Consider the following 17193-nt stretch of genomic DNA (forward strand, 5'->3'; position numbering starts at 1 on the left):
ACCGCGTAGGGTGGAAAACGACCGCAGGTCTTTTCCACCATGGTGGCTGGCTCCGGCCATCCCCCCTGCACGACTACGGGCTTCTAGGCCCGGCCGGCCGACTGCCAGGACGGCTGGCGCTTCTCGTCCTCGTGGATCTGCTGCAGGGCCCGCCGCCGGCGGGCCTCGCCGCGGCGCATGAAGAACCAGGCGAGGAAGGTGAACAGCGACACCGCCAGCAGGATCAGGCTGGCCACGGCGTTGATGTCCGGCTTCACGCCCAGGCGCACGGCCGAGAAGATCTCCATCGGCAGGGTGGTCGCGCCGGGGCCGGAGACGAAGCTGGCCAGCACCAGGTCGTCCAGCGACAGGGCGAAGGACAGCATGCCGCCGGCGCCCAGCGAGGGGGCGATCATCGGCAGGGTGATCAGCAGGAACACCTTCCAGGGCCGCGCGCCCAGGTCCATCGCCGCCTCCTCGATCGACAGGTCCAGCTCGCGCAGGCGCGCCGAGACGATGACCGCCACGTAGGAAGTGCAGAAGGTGGTGTGGGCGATCCAGATGGTGGTCAGGCCGCGCTCGGCCGGCCAGCCGACCACTTGGGCCATGGCCACGAACAGCAGCAGCAGCGACAGGCCGGTGATCACCTCGGGCATCACCAGCGGCGCGGTGACCAGCCCGCCGAACAGGCTGCGCCCGCGAAAGCGCGGGATGCGGGTCAGCACAAAGGCCGCCAGGGTGCCGAGGGCCACCGCGGCGACCGCGCTGCACAGGGCGACCTGCAGGGAGCGCCCGAGCGCGCCCAGCAGTTGCCGGTTGTCGAGCAACCCGGCGTACCAGCGCAGCGACCAGCCGCCCCACACGGTCACCAGCCGCGAGTCGTTGAAGGAATAGACGACCAGAATGATCATCGGCAGGTAGATGAACAGCAGGCCAGCCCAGAGCATCAGGCTGGAAAAGCTCGGGCGCCTCATAGCCGGCCCTCCAGTTCCTTGGCCTGGTTGCGGTTGAGCAGGACGATCGGCACCAGCAGGATCGCCAGCATCACCACCGCCAGGGCCGCGGCCACCGGCCAGTCGCGGTTGTTGAAGAACTCCTGCCAGAGCACCTTGCCGATCATCAGCGTCTCGGGGCCGCCGAGCAGCTCGGGAATCACGAACTCGCCGACCACCGGGATGAACACCAGCATGCAGCCGGCGACGATGCCGTTCTTCGACAGCGGCACGGTGATCTTCCAGAAACTGGCCAGCGGATGCGCGCCCAGGTCGGCGGCGGCCTCCAGCAGGCTCGGGTCGTGCTTGACCAGGTTGGCGTAGAGCGGCAGGACCATGAACGGCAGGTAGGAATAGACCACGCCGATGTACACGGCCAGGTCGGTGTTGAGGATGCGCAGCGGCGCATCGATCAGCCCCAGCCCCTGCAGCAGGCCGTTGAGCAGGCCGTTGCTGCCGAGGATGCCCATCCAGGCGTAGACGCGGATCAGGATCGCGGTCCAGGTCGGCATCATGATCAGCAGCAGGTAGACGGTCTGCATCTCCTTGCTGGCGCGGGCGATGGCGTAGGCCATCGGATAGCCGATCAGCAGGCAGAGCAGGGTGCCGACGGCGGCGATCTTCAGCGAGCCCAGGTAGGCGGACAGGTACAGCTCGTCCTGGCCGAGGAATACATAGTTGTTCAGGTTGGCCAGGATCTTCAGCTGCTGGTCGACGTAGCTGAAGATCTCCGTGTACGGCGGAATCGCCACCGCGGCCTCGGAGAAGCTGATCTTCAGCACGATGGCGAAGGGCAGCAGGAAGAACAGCAGCAGCCAGACGAAGGGGATGCCGACGACCAGTTGGCGGCCGCCGGGAAGCAATCGGCGGAATCTTTTCATGCGTGCAGCACCACCCCGCTGTCGTCGAGCCAACTGACGTACACCTGGTCACCCCAGGTCGGCCGCTGGCCGTGGCGCTCGGCATTGGCCATGAAGGCCTGCACCACCTGTCCCGAGGGCAGCTCGACGTAGTACATGGAATGCCCGCCCAGGTAGGCGATGTCCTTCACCCGCCCCTGCGACCAGTTGTGCCCCTCGTGCTGCAGCTCGGGCTTGTCCGCGCCGAGCAGCACCTTTTCCGGGCGCAGGGCGTAGGTGACGCGCTTTTCCTCGGCGCGGGTGGAAATGCCGTGGCCGATGTAGATGGGCCGCTCCAGTTGCGGCGAGGCGACGACCGCATGGTCGGGGCTGTCGTCCACCAGTTCGCCGTCGAACAGGTTGACGTTGCCGATGAACTCGCAGACCAACCGGTTGGCCGGACTCTCGTAGATGTCCATCGGGCTGCCGACCTGGACGATCCGCCCCTGATGCATGATGGCGATGCGCGCGGCCATGGTCATCGCCTCCTCCTGATCGTGGGTGACCATCACGCAGGTCACGCCGACCCGCTCGATGATCTGCACCAGTTCCAGTTGCATCTGCGAGCGCAGCTTCTTGTCCAGCGCGCCCATCGGTTCGTCGAGCAGCAGCAACTTCGGCCGCTTCGCCAGCGAACGGGCCAGCGCCACGCGCTGGCGCTGACCACCGGAGAGCTGGTGGGGCTTGCGCCGGGCGTACTCGGTCATCTGCACCAGCCTGAGCATTTCCGCCACGCGCTCGTCGATCTCGGCCCTGGGCAGGCGGTCCTGCTTGAGGCCGAAGGCGATGTTCTGCTCCACGCTCATGTGCGGGAACAGCGCGTAGGACTGGAACATCATGTTGATCGGCCGCTCGTAGGGCGGCAGCTCGGTGATGTCCTGCCCTTCCAGATGGATGCGCCCCTCGGTCGGCCGCTCGAAACCGGCGAGCATGCGCAGCAGGGTCGACTTGCCGCAGCCGGAGCCGCCGAGCAGGGCGAAGATCTCGCCCTTGTGGATGGACAGGGAAATGCCGTCCACCGCCACCATGGCGTCGAACTTCTTGGTCACCCGGTCGATCCTGACCAGCACCTCCTTCGCCGGCTGATCGGCGGCGAGAGCATTCGTGTTAACACCGGCGACAGTCGCCATGATCTCAACTCCACTCAAGAACAGGAGGCCTCCGGTCGCCCCGTCGGCCTTCGGCCGAGCAGCCCGCGGGAGGCGGCATATCGGATTGCGGAGCGCCCGCCGGCCGGCGAAGCGCTTCCCGTGGCATAGGCCGGCCGCGCCTTCCCGCCGGGCGCGGCGGTCCGCAGCAGGAGACGCGCCCGGCCGGCGGCGCGACACGTCCTTTTGTGAGCGCCGGTCCCGTCAGGTCCCCGACTTGATCCGGGTCCAGCTACGGGTCATGGCGCGCTGCACGTTGGCGGCCAGGTCCGGGAAGGTGTAGAGCTTCTTCAGCACCTCCTGGCTCGGATAGATGCCCGGATCGGTGCGGATCGCCTCGTCGACCAGCGGCGTGGCCGCAGCGTTGCCGTTGGGGAAGCGCACCTCGTTGGTGATCCCGGCGATCACCTGCGGCTTCATCAGGTAATCGATGAAGGCATGGGCCTGATCGACGTTCTTCGCATCGGCGGGAATGGCCAGCACGTCGAAGAAGCTGCCGGCGCCTTCCTTGGGAATGCTGTAGCCGATCTTCACGTTGTTGCCGACTTCCTCGGCGCGCGCCTTGGACTGGTAGATGTCGCCGGAATAGCCGACGGCCACGCAGGTATCGCCGTTGGCCAGGTCGGAAATGTACTTGGAGGAATGGAAGTAGGCCACATTCGGGCGGATCTTCAGGAACAGTTCCTCGGCCTTCTTCAGCTCCTCGGGATTGCCGCTGTCGGGCGCGAAGCCCAGGTAATGCAGGGCGGCCGGCAGCATCTCGGTCGGCGAGTCGAGGAAGGACACGCCGCAAGCCTTCAGCTTCTCGATGTTCTCCGGCTTGAACACCAGGTCCCAGGAGTCCACCGGCGCATGGTCGCCGAGGGCGGCCTTGACCTTGTCGACGTTGTAGCCGATGCCGATGGTGCCCCACATGTAGGGCACCGCGTACTGGTTGCCCGGATCGCTCGGTTCGAGCGCCTTGAGCAGGTCCTTGTCGAGGTTCTGCCAGTTCGGCAGCTTGCTCCTGTCCAGCTTCTGGAACACCCCGGCCTTGATCTGCTTGGCCAGGAAGGGGTTGGACGGCACCACCACGTCGTAGCCGGAACTGCCGGCGAGCAGCTTGGCCTCCAGCACCTCGTTGCTGTCGAACACGTCGTAGACCACCTGGATGCCGCTTTCCGTGGTGAAATCCGCCAGGGTGTTCTCGCCGATGTAGTCCGACCAGTTGTAGACATGCAGGGCCTGCGCGGCCGGCGCCGTGGCCGCGGGGGCTGCCGCGCCGGTGGCCTCCGCCTGCTTGCCCGCGTTCCCGTCGGGCTTGTCGCATGCGGCGAGCATGCCTAGGGAGAGCGCGAGAAGGGTCTTGCCAAAGTGATTCATGCGTACCGCTCCTTTTGTCGTTGAGGTCTGCGGGAGGGCGGCGCCTGCGCGCTGCCGCCCGGCCCGGCCGGCTCGGGGTGGTGCAACGGCGCGCAGTCTGGCAAGGCTGGGGGCTGGTTTACAAGCACCTGGAAGGGGGATATGTGGAACTTATATGTATCGCCGCGTAGCGGGGTCGGGTTGGAGGGTTTGGTGGCGATTGGCGGGACGGACGGCGGGTCGGGGGGCGTTCGGCAGTACTGGGTTCGTGATGGAACAGGGCAATATCCGATCGAAATAGTTTGGTATTGCAGTCGGTTTTTGCGGCTGCCCAGTTTCCCTGCACCGATGGTGCCTATTGTTTGGATAACGCCACGCTCTGCGGCAAATTTGGAGCGCAGCGGAAAATTTGTCCGACAGCAACCCATTGTTACGTGTTTTACTCACTTTTGGCCAAATGCGCCTTAAGCTGCTCAATCGTTAAAGCTGGACGGGTACGATGTATGATTGCATGGCAATTGGCACAAACTGGGATCAGATCCTTTACTGGATCAAGCACATACTCTTTTGCAATCTCAGCAAGTGGCACTATATGATGCACATGAATATATTTCTGTCCGATTTCTCCATACACAGCCTCAAAATCAAAACCGCATACAGAACAGCTATAGCCGTAGCGAGCAACACACTTAGCTCGTGCATCGGCGCTTCGCTCATAGGTATTAACTGAAACCATTTTAGATGCACCCTCTATATAGTTCTCAGGTGTATCTATTTCCTCAGCCAGTTGATTCCCCATTCCACCATCAGAAGCATACCATTTACCTCCGACTCGTTTCAAAATCTTACTCGATAGCTCAGGAATAAAACCTTCTATCTTTGCAGGACCAATCCCATTCTTATCCTTGTTTGCGCCTGAGTAGATAATTGGGAATGTCTGTAACTCATATCCTTCTTCCTCAATTAGCCGGATATGTTCTCTCGATTGTTCATACGCAGGCTGCTTCCTTCCTCTTTCGCTGTACTCCCATGTATCACTCAAAATGAGTGACGTATCACCATCAGTATTTGTGTCCCAAGCACCAAATATGATGACTTTCTTGCCCTCATTGATGAATGACCAGCTCCATGTCCAGTTCCTGCAAGTTGCGCCTTGCGCTTCTATAAATTTTTTTCGACTCACGATTCAGTGCTCTATTCCCATGGCACGTAATGCCTAAATTAAGCCGCGCCGCGGAGTGACGTCGGCTTGAATGCTGTGATGGACTCTCCCTGCACCACACTTATCCGCACCAACGGTGCCGTGAGTGATGTTCGGAGGATTGCAGCGATGCCCAAACAGATTGCAGTGGATTTGGCCAAGTCCGTTTACCAGGTTGCCGAGAGCGTCCGCCGGCCACGTGAATCAGCGCAGACGGCTGGGTCGCGAGGCATTTCGCCGGTATATACAGGAGCAGGCGGAACCGGTCGAGTGGCTGATGGAAGCCTGTGGCACGGCGCACTACTGGGGACGCTTCGCCCAGTCGCTGGGGCATCGGGTGATCCTGCTGCATCCGCGCTACGTGAAACCCTACCGGCGACGCAACAAGACCGACCGCAACGACTGCGACGCCCTCCTCGAAGCGGCGCGCTGCGCCGGCATTCATCCGGTGCCGGTGAAGAGCCATGAGCAGCAGCAACTGCAACAGCTGCACGGCCTGCGCGAAGCTTGGAAGAAGAGCCGCACCCAGCGCATCAACCTGCTGCGCGGCATCTTCCGCGAGATGGGCCTTGAGGCGCCGGCGTCGATAGCTGCCTTCCTCCATGCAGCCAATGAACTGGTTGAGCAACCCGAAGTGGCGGCCCGGCGCGGCCAACTGCAGATCGTCCTGGCGGAGATCAACCTGTACGAGCAATGCATGGTCGAGTGCGAGCAGCAGCTCGCCCGCTGGCATGCCGACGACGCCATCGTGCGCAGGCTCGACGAAGTCAGCGGCATCGGTCTGCTGAGTGCCAGCGCCCTGAAAACGGCGGTCGGCCAGCCCGAGCGCTTTGCCAGTGGCCGCCAGTTGAGCGCCTGGCTGGGCATGACGCCCCGCGAGTACAGCAGTGGCAATACCCGCAAGCTGGAACACATCAGCCGGCAGGGCAACGTCTATGTGCGCACCCTGCTGATCCACGGCGCCGCCAGCAAGGCGGCCGTGGCGCTGGCCAACAAGCTGGTGCGGATCTGCTGGGCGATGTGGTGTCATGAGCGGCGCTTCAGCGGCGACTGGCAGAGCAGCAGGTTTTCCCGTGGTTGTGGTGAATAGCGACACTGTCGGAACAGGCGAGTCCTGCAGCGGAGCAAGGCCGATAACAATGCTGATCCTGGTGATCGATTGAACGCTTGGCCCCCGCTGCGCGAACCACAGAGTGGCCCGGACGGTAATGTCCATGGAAGGCCGGATATATGAATGCAACCGCACTGGCGACAGGGTTGGAAAGGCTTTACTCACCACTTGTGGGGAGAGTCCATATATGAATTGTTAGGCCTTTTTGATGCTGAGGCGTGGCATGAGTGCGAACACACCCCAGCCCAAGTACTCGCGCGTGTAGGTTGCATAACGCTCAGGCTCCGTGGTCAGTTTAGAGCGAACCTCATCTGCTAACTCATCGTCAGGATTGGCTTCAAGCCATCGGCGCATGGTGAGCCACTTGGCTGCTTCGTACCTGTCCCAACCATCTTGATTGGCCAGAACCATCTCAACGACGTCGTAGCCAAGGCGATCAAAAGACGCGATAAATTCAGGGAGCGGGAGAAAGTCAGAAATGGCGTTGGCAAGACATCCTTTGGCAATCTCTTCTGTTGGCGGCAATTGCCGCCAATAAGGCTCGCCGATCAGGATGATTCCGCCGGTGCGTAGGCTTCGCGCCAGAAGCTCGATGGTGCCAACGACGCCCCCGCCAATCCAGGTGGCACCGACACAAGCTGCTACATCAGCCTTGTTGTCAGAGACATAACCCGCTGCATCGTCATGAATGAACTCAACTTGATGGGTAACTCCGAGCTCTTCAGCACGCTGTTTTGCCTGTTCGGTGAACAACGGACTCATGTCGATGCCGGTGCCGACAATGCCGTGGTCACGTGCCCAGGTGCATAGCATCTCGCCCGAACCGCTACCAAGGTCGAGCACTCGTGCCCCTGCCGCCAGACGCAACGCAGCACCTAGCGTAGCGAACTTATCGGGTGTGAACGGGTTGTGGATGCGGTGCGCGCTTTCCGTAATGCTGAATATCCGAGGGATGTCCAATGCGTAAATTTCCTAAAGGCTGTTATTAACCCGTTCATTATTTGATCAGCCTGGTGCTGCCAAAGCCTTGATAGCCATTGGCAGCATCAGGCAGACAAAGGCTATGAAGTGAAAGCCCACCAGCGTCGAAGCCAGGCACTCGTAGTCCCGGCTCAGCCTTCGAAAGCGCCGCCCAAATCAATCAATTGATATCAAACCAATCTGCGACCACTGTACTCATCACAACCCCACTCTCTAACGTTTGAGTTCAGAGGCGTGCTTTAGCGCGTCCGCTGGAACGAATTGTTATGTGACTACTTCTGATGAAAAACGGTTTTTAGCTGGCCTTCTTGAAATACTTTGCAAACTGAAGGTCTATCAATTGCAAAGCTGCCATTGTCCCTGACTTTGTCGATTGCTTTATTTATAAAATCAAAAAACTTCCGCGATGGCGAAATCTCTTCTTCGATAGCGATTTGCATAGCATCTTGGGCTGTGGCTTCAAATTCGCTTTTCATGCCAAGCACTGCAACTCTACCTTCTTCAATTCGTTCTTTAGTTGCATAAACCTCTATAAGCCCCTCCGCATTGAGGCGGCTTCCCATTCTAAAAGCAAATAGTTGATGATTCTTTTCTTTTGGGCAATATATCCCAACTGCAAACTCGGAGTACATAGCCTTTAATGACTGCTCGTCAATTTTGTATTTTCTTGCGGAAGTCAACGCCTCGTTGATGGAGTACTCAACTATTTTTGCTATGTCATTCGCTGTAACTAAATCAATATAGTCATTGGGTGTGAACATGTCTTCAGCCCACTCGTCAATGCCTTGATTAATTTCTAGTTCATTCCGCTGGCAGTGCCTTATAAGAACATACTTTCCGGGCGTGAGTAGTTCTTTTGCTCTTTCATAACTAATGCGAATTTTTCGTAGGTGTTCTGAAATAAGATTTAACACATGTTGCGCTGTAAAGGTGCTGCCCGCAATTGCAACAAAGCACTCAGCCTCGTAATGCACTTCCAGATAACTGCGAAAATAGACGCCGTTGAAGAAGGGTTTCCAAACTTTTATTTCGACAGGGTAAATTTTCCTGAAACCGCCTAGAATTGTTTGCTTTCCGTTGGAGTTCGGGGCAGTGATGCTGCTATCTGCGACTGCAAACAAACCCACAGGCTTCATTCCCGCTTTTTTTTGTGTGTCTCCAGTATCTTTTCCCCATGAAAAAGTTGCTTTTTTTCAAATTCATGACCGACAACAACTAGCGTCATCTTTATCTTCCGATCTTAAAGTGGAGGCTTAGCCGGGTGACTTGGCACATAACTACTATTCGACACCAAATGGCATGAACAAATACACCATTTGGTGTGTAACATTCCCTTGCCACCCCCAGCGATACCCTCGCAGGCTGCAGCCTCCAACATGACCACACTCGGCGGGGGTCCACGGCTCAGATCGCGGCCAGCCTTTCGGCCATGTCGGGGTACTGCTCGACCAGTCTGATGAGAACGGCAGCCTGTGCGTTCGGCTTGGCCTTGGCCTGCTCCCATTTGCGCAGGGTGCCCGTGCTGATGCGGAAGCGGCGGGCAAACACCTGTTGGGACATGTGCATTTTCTTGCGCAGGGCGACGATCTCGCTCGCCGACACCTCCGGCGCCGGCCTTTCTTCGACCTCGTATTGGCGCAGAGTGATCTTGCCCTCACGGTGCGCCTCCATCTCGCCGATGCCCTGCATCATCTCGGCAAACAAATCACGCTTTTTCACTTGGCACCTCGCTTTTTCAGCTCTGCGGTGATGGCCTGCTTGAGCAGCTTCTCCTGCTCGGCAGTGAGGTTCTCCAGCTCATTTTTGTCGTAGATGGCGAACATCCAGAACTGGCCATCGCCGAGCAGCCAGTAGTAGATGACGCGCAAGCCACCACGCTTTCCCTTCCCTCTGCGCCCATCGGCCCAGCGCAGCTTGCGGAAGCCGCCCGTGCGTGGCATGACGTCGCCGGCATCGGGGTTCTTCAGCAGTTCCCCCTGGAGTTGCCGATATTCGTCGTCGGTCAGGTAGTCGCCGACCGTGGCGGTAAAGCTCGTGGTTTCGATGAAGAGGGCTTTCATGGAAAAAGTGTAAGCAACTTGCTCACACTCAAGCAAGCAGGGTGGAGGCATGCTCTCACGCCTCCTCCTGCCCTGCCTCAGCCCGGCATTTCGCTCGCCGTCAGGTCCAGACAATGCCGCGCCTTGGCGATCAGTTCATCTATCTCCGCCTCGGAAATCACCAACGGCGGCGCGACTATCATGGTGTCGCCGACCGCGCGCATCACCAGGCCGTTGGCGAAGCAGTGCTCGCGGCAGCGCATGCCGGCCGCCAGGTCGGCGGGGAAGCGTTCGCGGGTCTTTTTGTCCTTGACCAGTTCCAGCGCGGCGAGCATGCCGAGGCCGCGGACCTCGCCGACCAGCGGGTGTTCGGCCAGTTCGCGCCAGCGCCGTTGCAGGTAGGGGCCGGTGCGTGTGCGGACCCGTTCGACGATGCCTTCCTCGCGCAACAGGCGGATGTTCTCCAGGGCCAGCGCGGCCGCCACCGGGTGCCCGGAGTAGGTGAAGCCGTGGTAGAACTCGCCGCCCTCTTCGAGCACTTCGACGATCCTGTCGCGCACCACCACCCCGCCCATCGGCAGGTAGCCGGAGGTCAGGCCCTTGGCGATCGCCATCAGGTCCGGCTCCAGCCCGTAGTACTGGCTGCCGAACCATTCGCCGGTGCGGCCGAAACCGCAGACCACTTCGTCGGCGGCGAAGAGGATGTCGTACTTGCGGAGGATCTCGCGGATGCGCGGCCAGTAGCTGTCCGGCGGGATGATCACCCCGCCGGCGCCCTGGATCGGTTCGGCGATGAAGGCGGCGACCCGTTCCTCGCCGATCTCGAGGATCTTGCGTTCGAGCTGGTCGGCGACACGGATGCCGAATGCTTCCGGGTCGAGGCCGCCGCCCTCGCCGAACCAGTAGGGCTGGTCGATGTGCTCGATACCGGGAATCGGCAGGTCGCCCTGGCCGTGCATGGCCTTCATGCCGCCCAGGCTGGCGCCGGCGACGGTGGAGCCGTGGTAGCCGTTCCAGCGGCCGATGACGACGTTCTTCCGTGGCTGCCCCTTGATCGCCCAGTAATGGCGCACCAGGCGCAGCACGGTATCGTTGGCCTCCGAGCCGGAGCCGGTGAAGAACACATGATGCATGCCCGGCGGCGCCAGTTCGGCGATCGCCCGGGCCAGTTCCACGGCCGGCGGGTGAGCGGTCTGGAAGAACAGGTTGTAGTAGGGCAGCTCGCGCATCTGCCGGCTGGCCGCCTCGACCAGTTCCTCGCGGCCGTAGCCGACGTTGACGCACCAGAGCCCGGCCATGCCGTCGAGGATGCAGTTGCCTTCGCTGTCCCACAGGTAGACGCCGGAGGCGCGGGTGATGATCCGCGGGCCGTGCTCCTTGAGCTGTCTGTAGTCGCTGAACGGCGGCAGGTGGTGGGCATGGCCGAGCGCCTGCCAGTGCCGGGTCTGCGGATTGCCGGTGGCGTCTTTCATGGAAAGCCCTCCTCTTACGCGGGGCGCGGCCCACCGGCCGGTGGGCGGGCCGGGAAAAGCCTGGCGGATCACACCGAGAGCAGCAGGAAGGCCCGCTCCCAGGAGCTGATCACCCGCTTGAAGTTCTCGTTCTCGGCGCGCTTCACCGCGATGTAGGCGGTGATGAAGCGCGGGTTCAGGTAGCGCTCCAGCGCGCGGCAGTTCTCCATGCGCTCCAGCGCCGCCTCCAGGGTCAGCGGCAGGCGCAGGCTGCGCCGCTCGTAGCCGCGCCCCTGTACCGGGGCGCTCGGCTGCAACTGCTCGACCATGCCGATGTAGCCGCACAGGAGGCTCGCGGCGATGGCCAGGTAGGGGTTGGCGTCGGCGCCCGGCAGGCGGTTCTCCACCCGCCGGTTGTGCGGCGCGGAGTCCGGCACGCGCAGGCCGACGGTGCGGTTTTCCTCGCCCCACTCGACGTTGACCGGCGCCGAGGTGCCGGGCAGGAAGCGGCGAAACGAGTTGACGTTGGGCGCGAACAGCGGCAGCAGTTCGGGAATGTATTTCTGCAGTCCGCCGATATGGTTGAGGAACAGCTCGCTCATGGAGCCGTCCGGAGTGGAGAAGATGTTCTGCCCGTCGCTGTCGAGCACGCTCTGGTGCAGGTGCATGGCGCTGCCCGGCTCGCCGGTCATCGGCTTGGCCATGAAGGTGGCGGTGACGTTGTGCTTGAGCGCCGCCTCGCGCAGGGTGCGCTTGAACACGAAGATCTGGTCAGCCAGGTGCAGCGCTTCGCCGTGACGGAAGTTGATTTCCATCTGCGCGGTGCCTTCCTCGTGGATCAGGGTGTCCAGATCCAGGCCCTGGGCCTCGCACCAGTCGTACATGTCCTCGAACAGCGGGTCGAACTCGTTGGCCGCGTCGATGGAGAACGACTGGCGGCCGGTCTCCTGACGGCCGGAGCGGCCCACCGGGGCCTGCAGCGGGTAGTCGGGGTCGTCGCTGCGCTGGGTCAGGTAGAACTCCATCTCCGGCGCGACGATCGGCTGCCAGCCGCGCTCGGCGTACATCGCCAGCACCTTCTTGAGCAGGTTGCGCGGCGACAGTTCGATGGGGTTGCCCCACTTGTCGCTGGTGTCGTGGATCACCATGGCGGTCGGCTCGACGGCCCAGGGCACGAGGAACGCCGCGCTCTCGTCGGGATGACAGAACATGTCGATCTCGGCCGGATCGAGCAGCCGGTAATAGACGTCCTCGTTCACATAGTCGCCGGTCACGGTCTGCAGCAGCACGCTCTCCGGCAGGCGCATGCCCCGCTCGGCGATGAACTTGCTGGTCGGCGCGATCTTGCCGCGGGCGATGCCGGTCATGTCGCTGATCAGGCACTCGACCTCGGTGATCTTGCGTTCCTTCAGCCAGAGGGTAAGACGTTCCAGCTTGCCACTGGCGCTCATGATGACACTCCTTGCAATTCGCTCGCTAACGACGCTCCGCCCGACGCCGGCAGGCGTCGCCGAAGGCCTGGAACAGGGCCCGGGAACAGGGGTTGGTGTGGAACTGCCATTCCGGATGCCACTGCACGCCGAGGGCGAAGGACTTCGCACCCTCGACGGAAAACGCCTCGATCAGCCCGTCCTGGGCCAACCCTTCCGTGCGCAGGCCGGGAGCCAGGCGCTCGATGCCCTGGCCGTGCAGCGAGTTGACCTCGATCCGCCGGGGCAGGCCCAATCCGTCGAGCAGCCCGCCGGGCTGCACGTGCAGCGCATGGCGCGGCCCGTACTGGATTTCCAGCGCCTCGTCCTCCAGCTCGCGGTGGTCGGCGTAGGGGCCGGCCTCGTGGACCTTCTGGTGCAGGCTGCCGCCGAAGGCCACGTTCATTTCCTGGAAGCCCCGGCAGATGCCGAGCAACGGCACGCCGGCGGCGACCGCGGCGCGGATCAGCGGCAGCGTGGTGCTGTCGCGGGCCGGATCGTGAGGGGTGCCCGGCGCGCTGGCGGCCCCCTGGTAATAGTGGGGTTCGACGTTCGACGGCGAGCCGGTGCAGAGCAGGCCGTCGAGCCGCTCCAGCAGGGCCTCCCGGTCGATCAGTTCGCCCAGCGCGGGAACGATCAGTGGCAGGCCGCCGGCCCCTTCCGCCACCGCCCGCAGGTACTTGTCGCCGGCGATATGGAAGGGGTGCGAACCGATCTGCCGGGTGCAGGCGGTCACGCCGATCAGGGGCAGGCGGGGCATGGCATCATCCTGACTGTCGGGGGAGTGGAGTCGAGCTTAGTCTTGTTCATTTTTTTAGACAACAGACTACGAGGCGAAACGGTATACCCTGCACGGGCCCAGTCCCATACGGCCTCGCCGCCACCTCGAAGAGCCGCCCGGAAGGGCCGGAAAATCGGCATGCAAGCCCCATTCCTAACCGACGGCAGCCAGCCTTGACAGCGACATGGCTTTGGGATTGACTCAGCATTGGCGCAATGAATGATTGAAATTTTAAACAATCAAGGTGTTACATCATGTCGGTACCCGCGCGTGCCGTTCAGCTCAACGAAGCGAACGCGTTCCTCAAGGAACATCCCGAGGTGCTGTTCGTCGACCTGCTCATCGCCGACATGAACGGCGTGGTGCGCGGCAAACGCATCGAACGCACCAGTCTGCACAAAGTATATGAACAGGGCATCAACCTGCCCGCCTCGCTGTTCGCCCTGGACATCAACGGCGCCACGGTCGAGCGCAGCGGCCTGGGCCTGGACATCGGCGATTCCGACCGCATCTGCTACCCGATCCCCGACACCCTGAGCAAGGAGCCCTGGCAGAAGCGCCCCACCGCGCAGCTCCTGATGACCATGCACGAGCGCGACGGCACGCCCTTCTTCGCCGACCCGCGGGAAGTGCTGCGCCAGGTGGTGGCCCGCTTCGAGGAGCTGGAGCTGACTGTCTGCGCCGCCTTCGAGCTGGAGTTCTACCTGATCGACCAGGAGAACGTGAACGGCCGGCCGCAGCCGCCGCGCTCGCCGATCTCCGGCAAGCGCCCGCAGTCGAGCCAGGTCTACCTGATCGACGACCTCGACGAGTACGTCGACTGCCTGCAGGACATCCTCGAAGGCGCCAAGGAACAGGGCATCCCGGCCGACGCCATCGTCAAGGAGAGCGCCCCGGCGCAGTTCGAGGTAAACCTCCACCACGTCGCCGACCCGATCAAGGCCTGCGACCACGCCGTGCTGCTCAAGCGGCTGATCAAGAACATCGCCTACGACCACGAGATGGACTCCACCTTCATGGCCAAGCCCTACCCGGGCCAGGCCGGCAATGGGTTGCACGTGCACATCTCGATCCTCGACAAGGACGGCAGGAACATCTTCGCCGGCGACGATCCCCGGCAGAACGCCGCCCTGCGCCACACGATCGGCGGCGTGCTGGAAACCATGCCCGCCTCGATGGCCTTCCTCTGTCCCAACGTCAACTCCTATCGCCGCTTCGGCGCCCAGTTCTACGTGCCCAACGCGCTCTGCTGGGGGCTGGACAACCGCACCGTGGCCCTGCGCGTGCCGACCGGCAGCGCGGACGCGGTGCGCATCGAGCACCGCGTCGCCGGCGCCGACGCCAACCCTTACCTGGTGATGGCCGCGCTGCTCGCCGGCGCGCACCACGGACTGGCCGGGCGGATCGAGCCGGGCGAGCCGATCGAGGGCAATTCCTACGAGCAGGTCGAGCCCAGCCTGCCCAACAACCTGCGCGACGCGCTGCGCCGGCTGGACGAGGACGAGATCCTCTCCCGCTATATCAGTCCGGACTACATCGACGTCTTCGTCGCCTGCAAGGAGAGCGAGCTGGAGGAGTTCGAGCACTCGATCTCCGACCTGGAATACAACTGGTATCTGCACACGGTCTGACCGGCCGGCCGGAAAACGGCCGCGTCGCAGCGTGCCCCCGGCGCTCCGCCCGGGCTGCGCGCGCCACCTTTCAGCCGCCGGCAGCGACTTCGCAACGTCATTTGACCCCGGCATCATCCTCTGCCAGCTTGAGGCTTTCCGCATCCCGCCACGAGGTCGCCATGTCCCGCATCGTCACCGTCGCCGCCACCCAGATGGCCTGTTCCTGGGATCGCGCCGCCAACATCGCCAACGCCGAACGGCTGGTGCGCGAGGCCGCGGCCAGGGGCGCGCAGGTCATCCTGCTCCAGGAACTGTTCGAGACCCCCTACTTCTGCCAGAAGCCGAACCCGGACTACCTGCAACTGGCCACCACGGTCGAGGAAAACCCGGCCATCCGCCATTTCCGGAAGATCGCCGCCGAACTGCAGGTGGTGCTGCCGATCAGCTTCTACGAGCGGGCCGGGCAGGCGCGCTTCAACAGCATCGCCATCCTCGACGCGGACGGGCGGATGCTCGGCCTCTACCGCAAGAGCCATATCCCGGACGGTCCCGGCTACCACGAGAAGTACTACTTCAATCCCGGCGACACCGGCTTCAAGGTCTGGCAGACCCGCCACGGGCGGATCGGCGTGGCCATCTGCTGGGACCAGTGGTTCCCGGAAAGCGCGCGCAGCATGGCGCTGCAGGGCGCCGAGCTGCTGCTCTACCCCACCGCCATCGGCAGCGAGCCCCACGACCCGAGCATCCTCTCCCGCGACCACTGGCAGCGCGTGCAGCAGGGCCATGCCGCCGCCAACCTGACCCCGCTGATCGCCAGCAACCGCATCGGCCGCGAGGTGCAGGAGGACTACCATATCGACTTCTACGGCTCGTCGTTCATCGCCGACCAGTCCGGCGCCAAGCTCGAGGAGCTGGACAAGACGGAAGAAGGCGTGCTGGTGCACAGCTTCGACCTCGACCGCCTCGAGCACGTGCGCAGCGCCTGGGGGGTGTTCCGCGACCGCCGGCCCGACCTGTACGGCGCGATCAAGACCCTTGACGGCAGCCTGGAGTCCTGAGGCATGCCCGAACCGATGCGAACCCTGAGCGGCACGCCGCGCGCCGATGGCTTCCGCATGCCCGCCGAGTGGGAGCCGCACGCCCAGACCTGGATGCTCTGGCCGGAACGCCCGGACAACTGGCGGCTCGGCGGCAAGCCGGCGCAGGCCGCCTTCGCCACGGTGGCCCGCGCCATCGCCCGCTTCGAGCCGGTGACCGTCGGCGTCTCGGCGGCGCAGTACGAGAACGCCTGCGTCCGCCTCGCCGGCGCCGACATCCGGGTGGTCGAACTGAGCAGCGACGACGCCTGGGTACGCGACACCGGACCGACCTTCCTGGTCGACGACGCCGGCGAGGTGCGCGGCGTGGACTGGACCTTCAACGCCTGGGGCGGCTTCGCCGGCGGCCTGTACGCGCCCTGGAACCGCGACGACCAGGTGGCGCGCAAGATCCTCGGTATCGAGCGCTGCGCCCGCTACCGCACCGAAGGCTTCGTGCTGGAAGGCGGCGCCATCCACGTCGACGGCGAGGGCACCCTGCTCACCACCGAGGAATGCCTGCTCAACCCGAACCGCAACCCGCACCTCTCGCGCGAGGAGATCGAGGCCGTGCTCGCCGGGCACCTGGCCGTCGAACGGGTGATCTGGCTGCCGCAGGGGCTGTACAACGACGAGACCGACGGCCATGTCGACAACTTCTGCTGCTTCGTGCGTCCCGGCGAGGTGCTGCTGGCCTGGACCGATGACCCGCAGGACCCCAACCACCCGCGCTGCCGGGCGGCGCTGGAGGTGCTCGAGCGGGTCCGCGACGCCCGCGGCCGGGCCCTGCGCGTGCAGCGGATGCCGATACCAGGTCCGCTGCACGCCAGCGCGGAGGAATGCGCCGGCGTCGACCCGGCCGCCGACAGCCAGCCGCGCGATCCGTCGATCCGCCTGGCCGCCTCCTACGTGAATTTCCTGATCGTCAACGGCGGCATCATCGCGCCGGCCTTCGACGATCCGCGCGACGCCGAGGCCGAGGCCCTTCTCCGGCAGTCGTTCCCCGGGCGCGAGGTGTTGATGCTACCCGGCCGCGAGATTCTCCTCGGCGGCGGCAACATCCACTGCATCACCCAGCAGCAGCCGGCCGCACGACGGCGCTGAACGGCCCC

15 protein-coding genes and 2 pseudogenes are annotated in these 17193 nt (G+C 63.2%); 4 read left to right on the forward strand and 13 right to left on the reverse strand.

Going from position 1 to position 17193, the window contains the following annotated elements; all coding sequences use genetic code 11:
- Nucleotides 1–83: 83 nt before the first annotated feature.
- From AVCA_RS22275 to AVCA_RS25615, 5 genes are all read right to left on the reverse strand, one after another.
- Nucleotides 84–953 carry an ABC transporter permease subunit gene (locus tag AVCA_RS22275; protein WP_012703335.1) on the reverse strand — a complete coding sequence of 290 codons (870 nt, stop codon included), beginning with the start codon at nucleotides 951–953 and terminating at the stop codon, nucleotides 84–86.
- Entirely contained in the window at nucleotides 950–1852 is a 903-nt protein-coding gene (locus AVCA_RS22280; RefSeq protein WP_012703336.1) for an ABC transporter permease subunit, read from the reverse strand. The genes AVCA_RS22275 and AVCA_RS22280 overlap by 4 nt, the downstream gene beginning before the upstream one ends.
- On the reverse strand, nucleotides 1849–3000 hold the full coding sequence (locus AVCA_RS22285) for an ABC transporter ATP-binding protein (RefSeq protein ID WP_012703337.1): 1152 nt from the start codon (nucleotides 2998–3000) through the stop codon (nucleotides 1849–1851). The genes AVCA_RS22280 and AVCA_RS22285 overlap by 4 nt, the downstream gene beginning before the upstream one ends.
- 222 nt (nucleotides 3001–3222) lie before the next feature.
- Nucleotides 3223–4380, reverse strand: coding sequence for a polyamine ABC transporter substrate-binding protein (locus AVCA_RS22290; RefSeq protein WP_072432465.1), 1158 nt, complete (start codon nucleotides 4378–4380; stop codon nucleotides 3223–3225).
- A gap of 418 nt (nucleotides 4381–4798) precedes the next feature.
- Complete coding sequence (locus AVCA_RS25615; protein ID WP_012703339.1) at nucleotides 4799–5542, reverse strand: HNH endonuclease; 744 nt, start codon at nucleotides 5540–5542, stop codon at nucleotides 4799–4801.
- 147 nt (nucleotides 5543–5689) lie between these two features.
- Here AVCA_RS25615 and AVCA_RS22300 point away from each other — a divergent pair.
- Nucleotides 5690–6650 (forward strand): annotated as a pseudogene (locus AVCA_RS22300) (IS110-like element ISAzvi12 family transposase).
- A gap of 216 nt (nucleotides 6651–6866) precedes the next feature.
- Here the strand turns inward: AVCA_RS22300 and AVCA_RS22305 are convergent.
- The 8 genes and pseudogenes from AVCA_RS22305 to AVCA_RS22330 all read right to left on the reverse strand — a co-directional run bounded on the left by AVCA_RS22305 (nucleotide 6867) and on the right by AVCA_RS22330 (nucleotide 13371).
- The gene (locus AVCA_RS22305) at nucleotides 6867–7631 is read right to left on the reverse strand and encodes an SAM-dependent methyltransferase (protein ID WP_012703341.1); all 765 of its coding nucleotides are present in this window, start codon (nucleotides 7629–7631) and stop codon (nucleotides 6867–6869) included.
- Between the two features lie 45 nt (nucleotides 7632–7676).
- A pseudogene (locus AVCA_RS27315) lies at nucleotides 7677–7799 on the reverse strand (IS5/IS1182 family transposase); the annotation flags it as partial.
- Nucleotides 7800–7924: 125 nt separating this feature from the next.
- Entirely contained in the window at nucleotides 7925–8788 is an 864-nt protein-coding gene (locus AVCA_RS25620; RefSeq protein ID WP_012703343.1) for a hypothetical protein, read from the reverse strand.
- Nucleotides 8789–9056: 268 nt separating this feature from the next.
- Nucleotides 9057–9371 (reverse strand): helix-turn-helix domain-containing protein, encoded by a 315-nt coding sequence (locus AVCA_RS22310; protein ID WP_012703345.1) that lies wholly within the window; start codon nucleotides 9369–9371, stop codon nucleotides 9057–9059.
- Nucleotides 9368–9712 (reverse strand): hypothetical protein, encoded by a 345-nt coding sequence (locus tag AVCA_RS22315; RefSeq protein ID WP_012703346.1) that lies wholly within the window; start codon nucleotides 9710–9712, stop codon nucleotides 9368–9370. Before AVCA_RS22315 ends, AVCA_RS22310 begins: the two co-directional genes overlap by 4 nt.
- Nucleotides 9713–9789: 77 nt before the next feature.
- Nucleotides 9790–11163, reverse strand: a complete 1374-nt coding sequence (locus AVCA_RS22320) for an aspartate aminotransferase family protein (RefSeq protein WP_012703347.1) — start codon at nucleotides 11161–11163, stop codon at nucleotides 9790–9792.
- Nucleotides 11164–11231: 68 nt separating this feature from the next.
- The gene (locus AVCA_RS22325; RefSeq protein ID WP_012703348.1) at nucleotides 11232–12593 is read right to left on the reverse strand and encodes a glutamine synthetase family protein; all 1362 of its coding nucleotides are present in this window, start codon (nucleotides 12591–12593) and stop codon (nucleotides 11232–11234) included.
- Between the two features lie 25 nt (nucleotides 12594–12618).
- Entirely contained in the window at nucleotides 12619–13371 is a 753-nt protein-coding gene (locus tag AVCA_RS22330) for a gamma-glutamyl-gamma-aminobutyrate hydrolase family protein (RefSeq protein WP_012703349.1), read from the reverse strand.
- Nucleotides 13372–13646: 275 nt separating this feature from the next.
- On the opposite strand from AVCA_RS22330, the gene AVCA_RS22335 reads away from it, so the two are divergent.
- From AVCA_RS22335 to aguA, 3 genes are all read left to right on the forward strand, one after another.
- Nucleotides 13647–15023, forward strand: coding sequence for a glutamine synthetase family protein (locus AVCA_RS22335; RefSeq protein WP_012703350.1), 1377 nt, complete (start codon nucleotides 13647–13649; stop codon nucleotides 15021–15023).
- 161 nt (nucleotides 15024–15184) lie between these two features.
- On the forward strand, nucleotides 15185–16063 hold the full coding sequence (aguB, locus tag AVCA_RS22340; protein WP_012703351.1) for an N-carbamoylputrescine amidase: 879 nt from the start codon (nucleotides 15185–15187) through the stop codon (nucleotides 16061–16063).
- A gap of 15 nt (nucleotides 16064–16078) precedes the next feature.
- Complete coding sequence (gene aguA, locus AVCA_RS22345) at nucleotides 16079–17185, forward strand: agmatine deiminase (RefSeq protein ID WP_041807644.1); 1107 nt, start codon at nucleotides 16079–16081, stop codon at nucleotides 17183–17185.
- Nucleotides 17186–17193: the final 8 nt, after the last annotated feature.

Origin of the sequence: Azotobacter vinelandii CA (genome assembly GCF_000380335.1) — a bacterium.
Taxonomy (GTDB): Bacteria; Pseudomonadota; Gammaproteobacteria; order Pseudomonadales; family Pseudomonadaceae; genus Azotobacter; species Azotobacter vinelandii.

Bases quoted from the DNA above. Each gene is read 5' to 3' on its own strand.
- AVCA_RS22275 (WP_012703335.1), bottom strand. From the start codon at position 953: ATGAGGCGCCCGAGCTTTTCCAGCCTGATGCTCTGGGCTGGCCTGCTG.
- AVCA_RS22280 (WP_012703336.1), bottom strand. From the start codon at position 1,852: ATGAAAAGATTCCGCCGATTGCTTCCCGGCGGCCGCCAACTGGTCGTC.
- AVCA_RS22285 (WP_012703337.1), bottom strand. From the start codon at position 3,000: ATGGCGACTGTCGCCGGTGTTAACACGAATGCTCTCGCCGCCGATCAG.
- AVCA_RS22290 (WP_072432465.1), bottom strand. From the start codon at position 4,380: ATGAATCACTTTGGCAAGACCCTTCTCGCGCTCTCCCTAGGCATGCTC.
- AVCA_RS25620 (WP_012703343.1), bottom strand. From the start codon at position 8,788: ATGAAGCCTGTGGGTTTGTTTGCAGTCGCAGATAGCAGCATCACTGCC.
- AVCA_RS22315 (WP_012703346.1), bottom strand. From the start codon at position 9,712: ATGAAAGCCCTCTTCATCGAAACCACGAGCTTTACCGCCACGGTCGGC.
- AVCA_RS22320 (WP_012703347.1), bottom strand. From the start codon at position 11,163: ATGAAAGACGCCACCGGCAATCCGCAGACCCGGCACTGGCAGGCGCTC.
- AVCA_RS22325 (WP_012703348.1), bottom strand. From the start codon at position 12,593: ATGAGCGCCAGTGGCAAGCTGGAACGTCTTACCCTCTGGCTGAAGGAA.
- AVCA_RS22330 (WP_012703349.1), bottom strand. From the start codon at position 13,371: ATGCCCCGCCTGCCCCTGATCGGCGTGACCGCCTGCACCCGGCAGATC.
- AVCA_RS22335 (WP_012703350.1), top strand. From the start codon at position 13,647: ATGTCGGTACCCGCGCGTGCCGTTCAGCTCAACGAAGCGAACGCGTTC.
- aguB (WP_012703351.1), top strand. From the start codon at position 15,185: ATGTCCCGCATCGTCACCGTCGCCGCCACCCAGATGGCCTGTTCCTGG.
- aguA (WP_041807644.1), top strand. From the start codon at position 16,079: ATGCGAACCCTGAGCGGCACGCCGCGCGCCGATGGCTTCCGCATGCCC.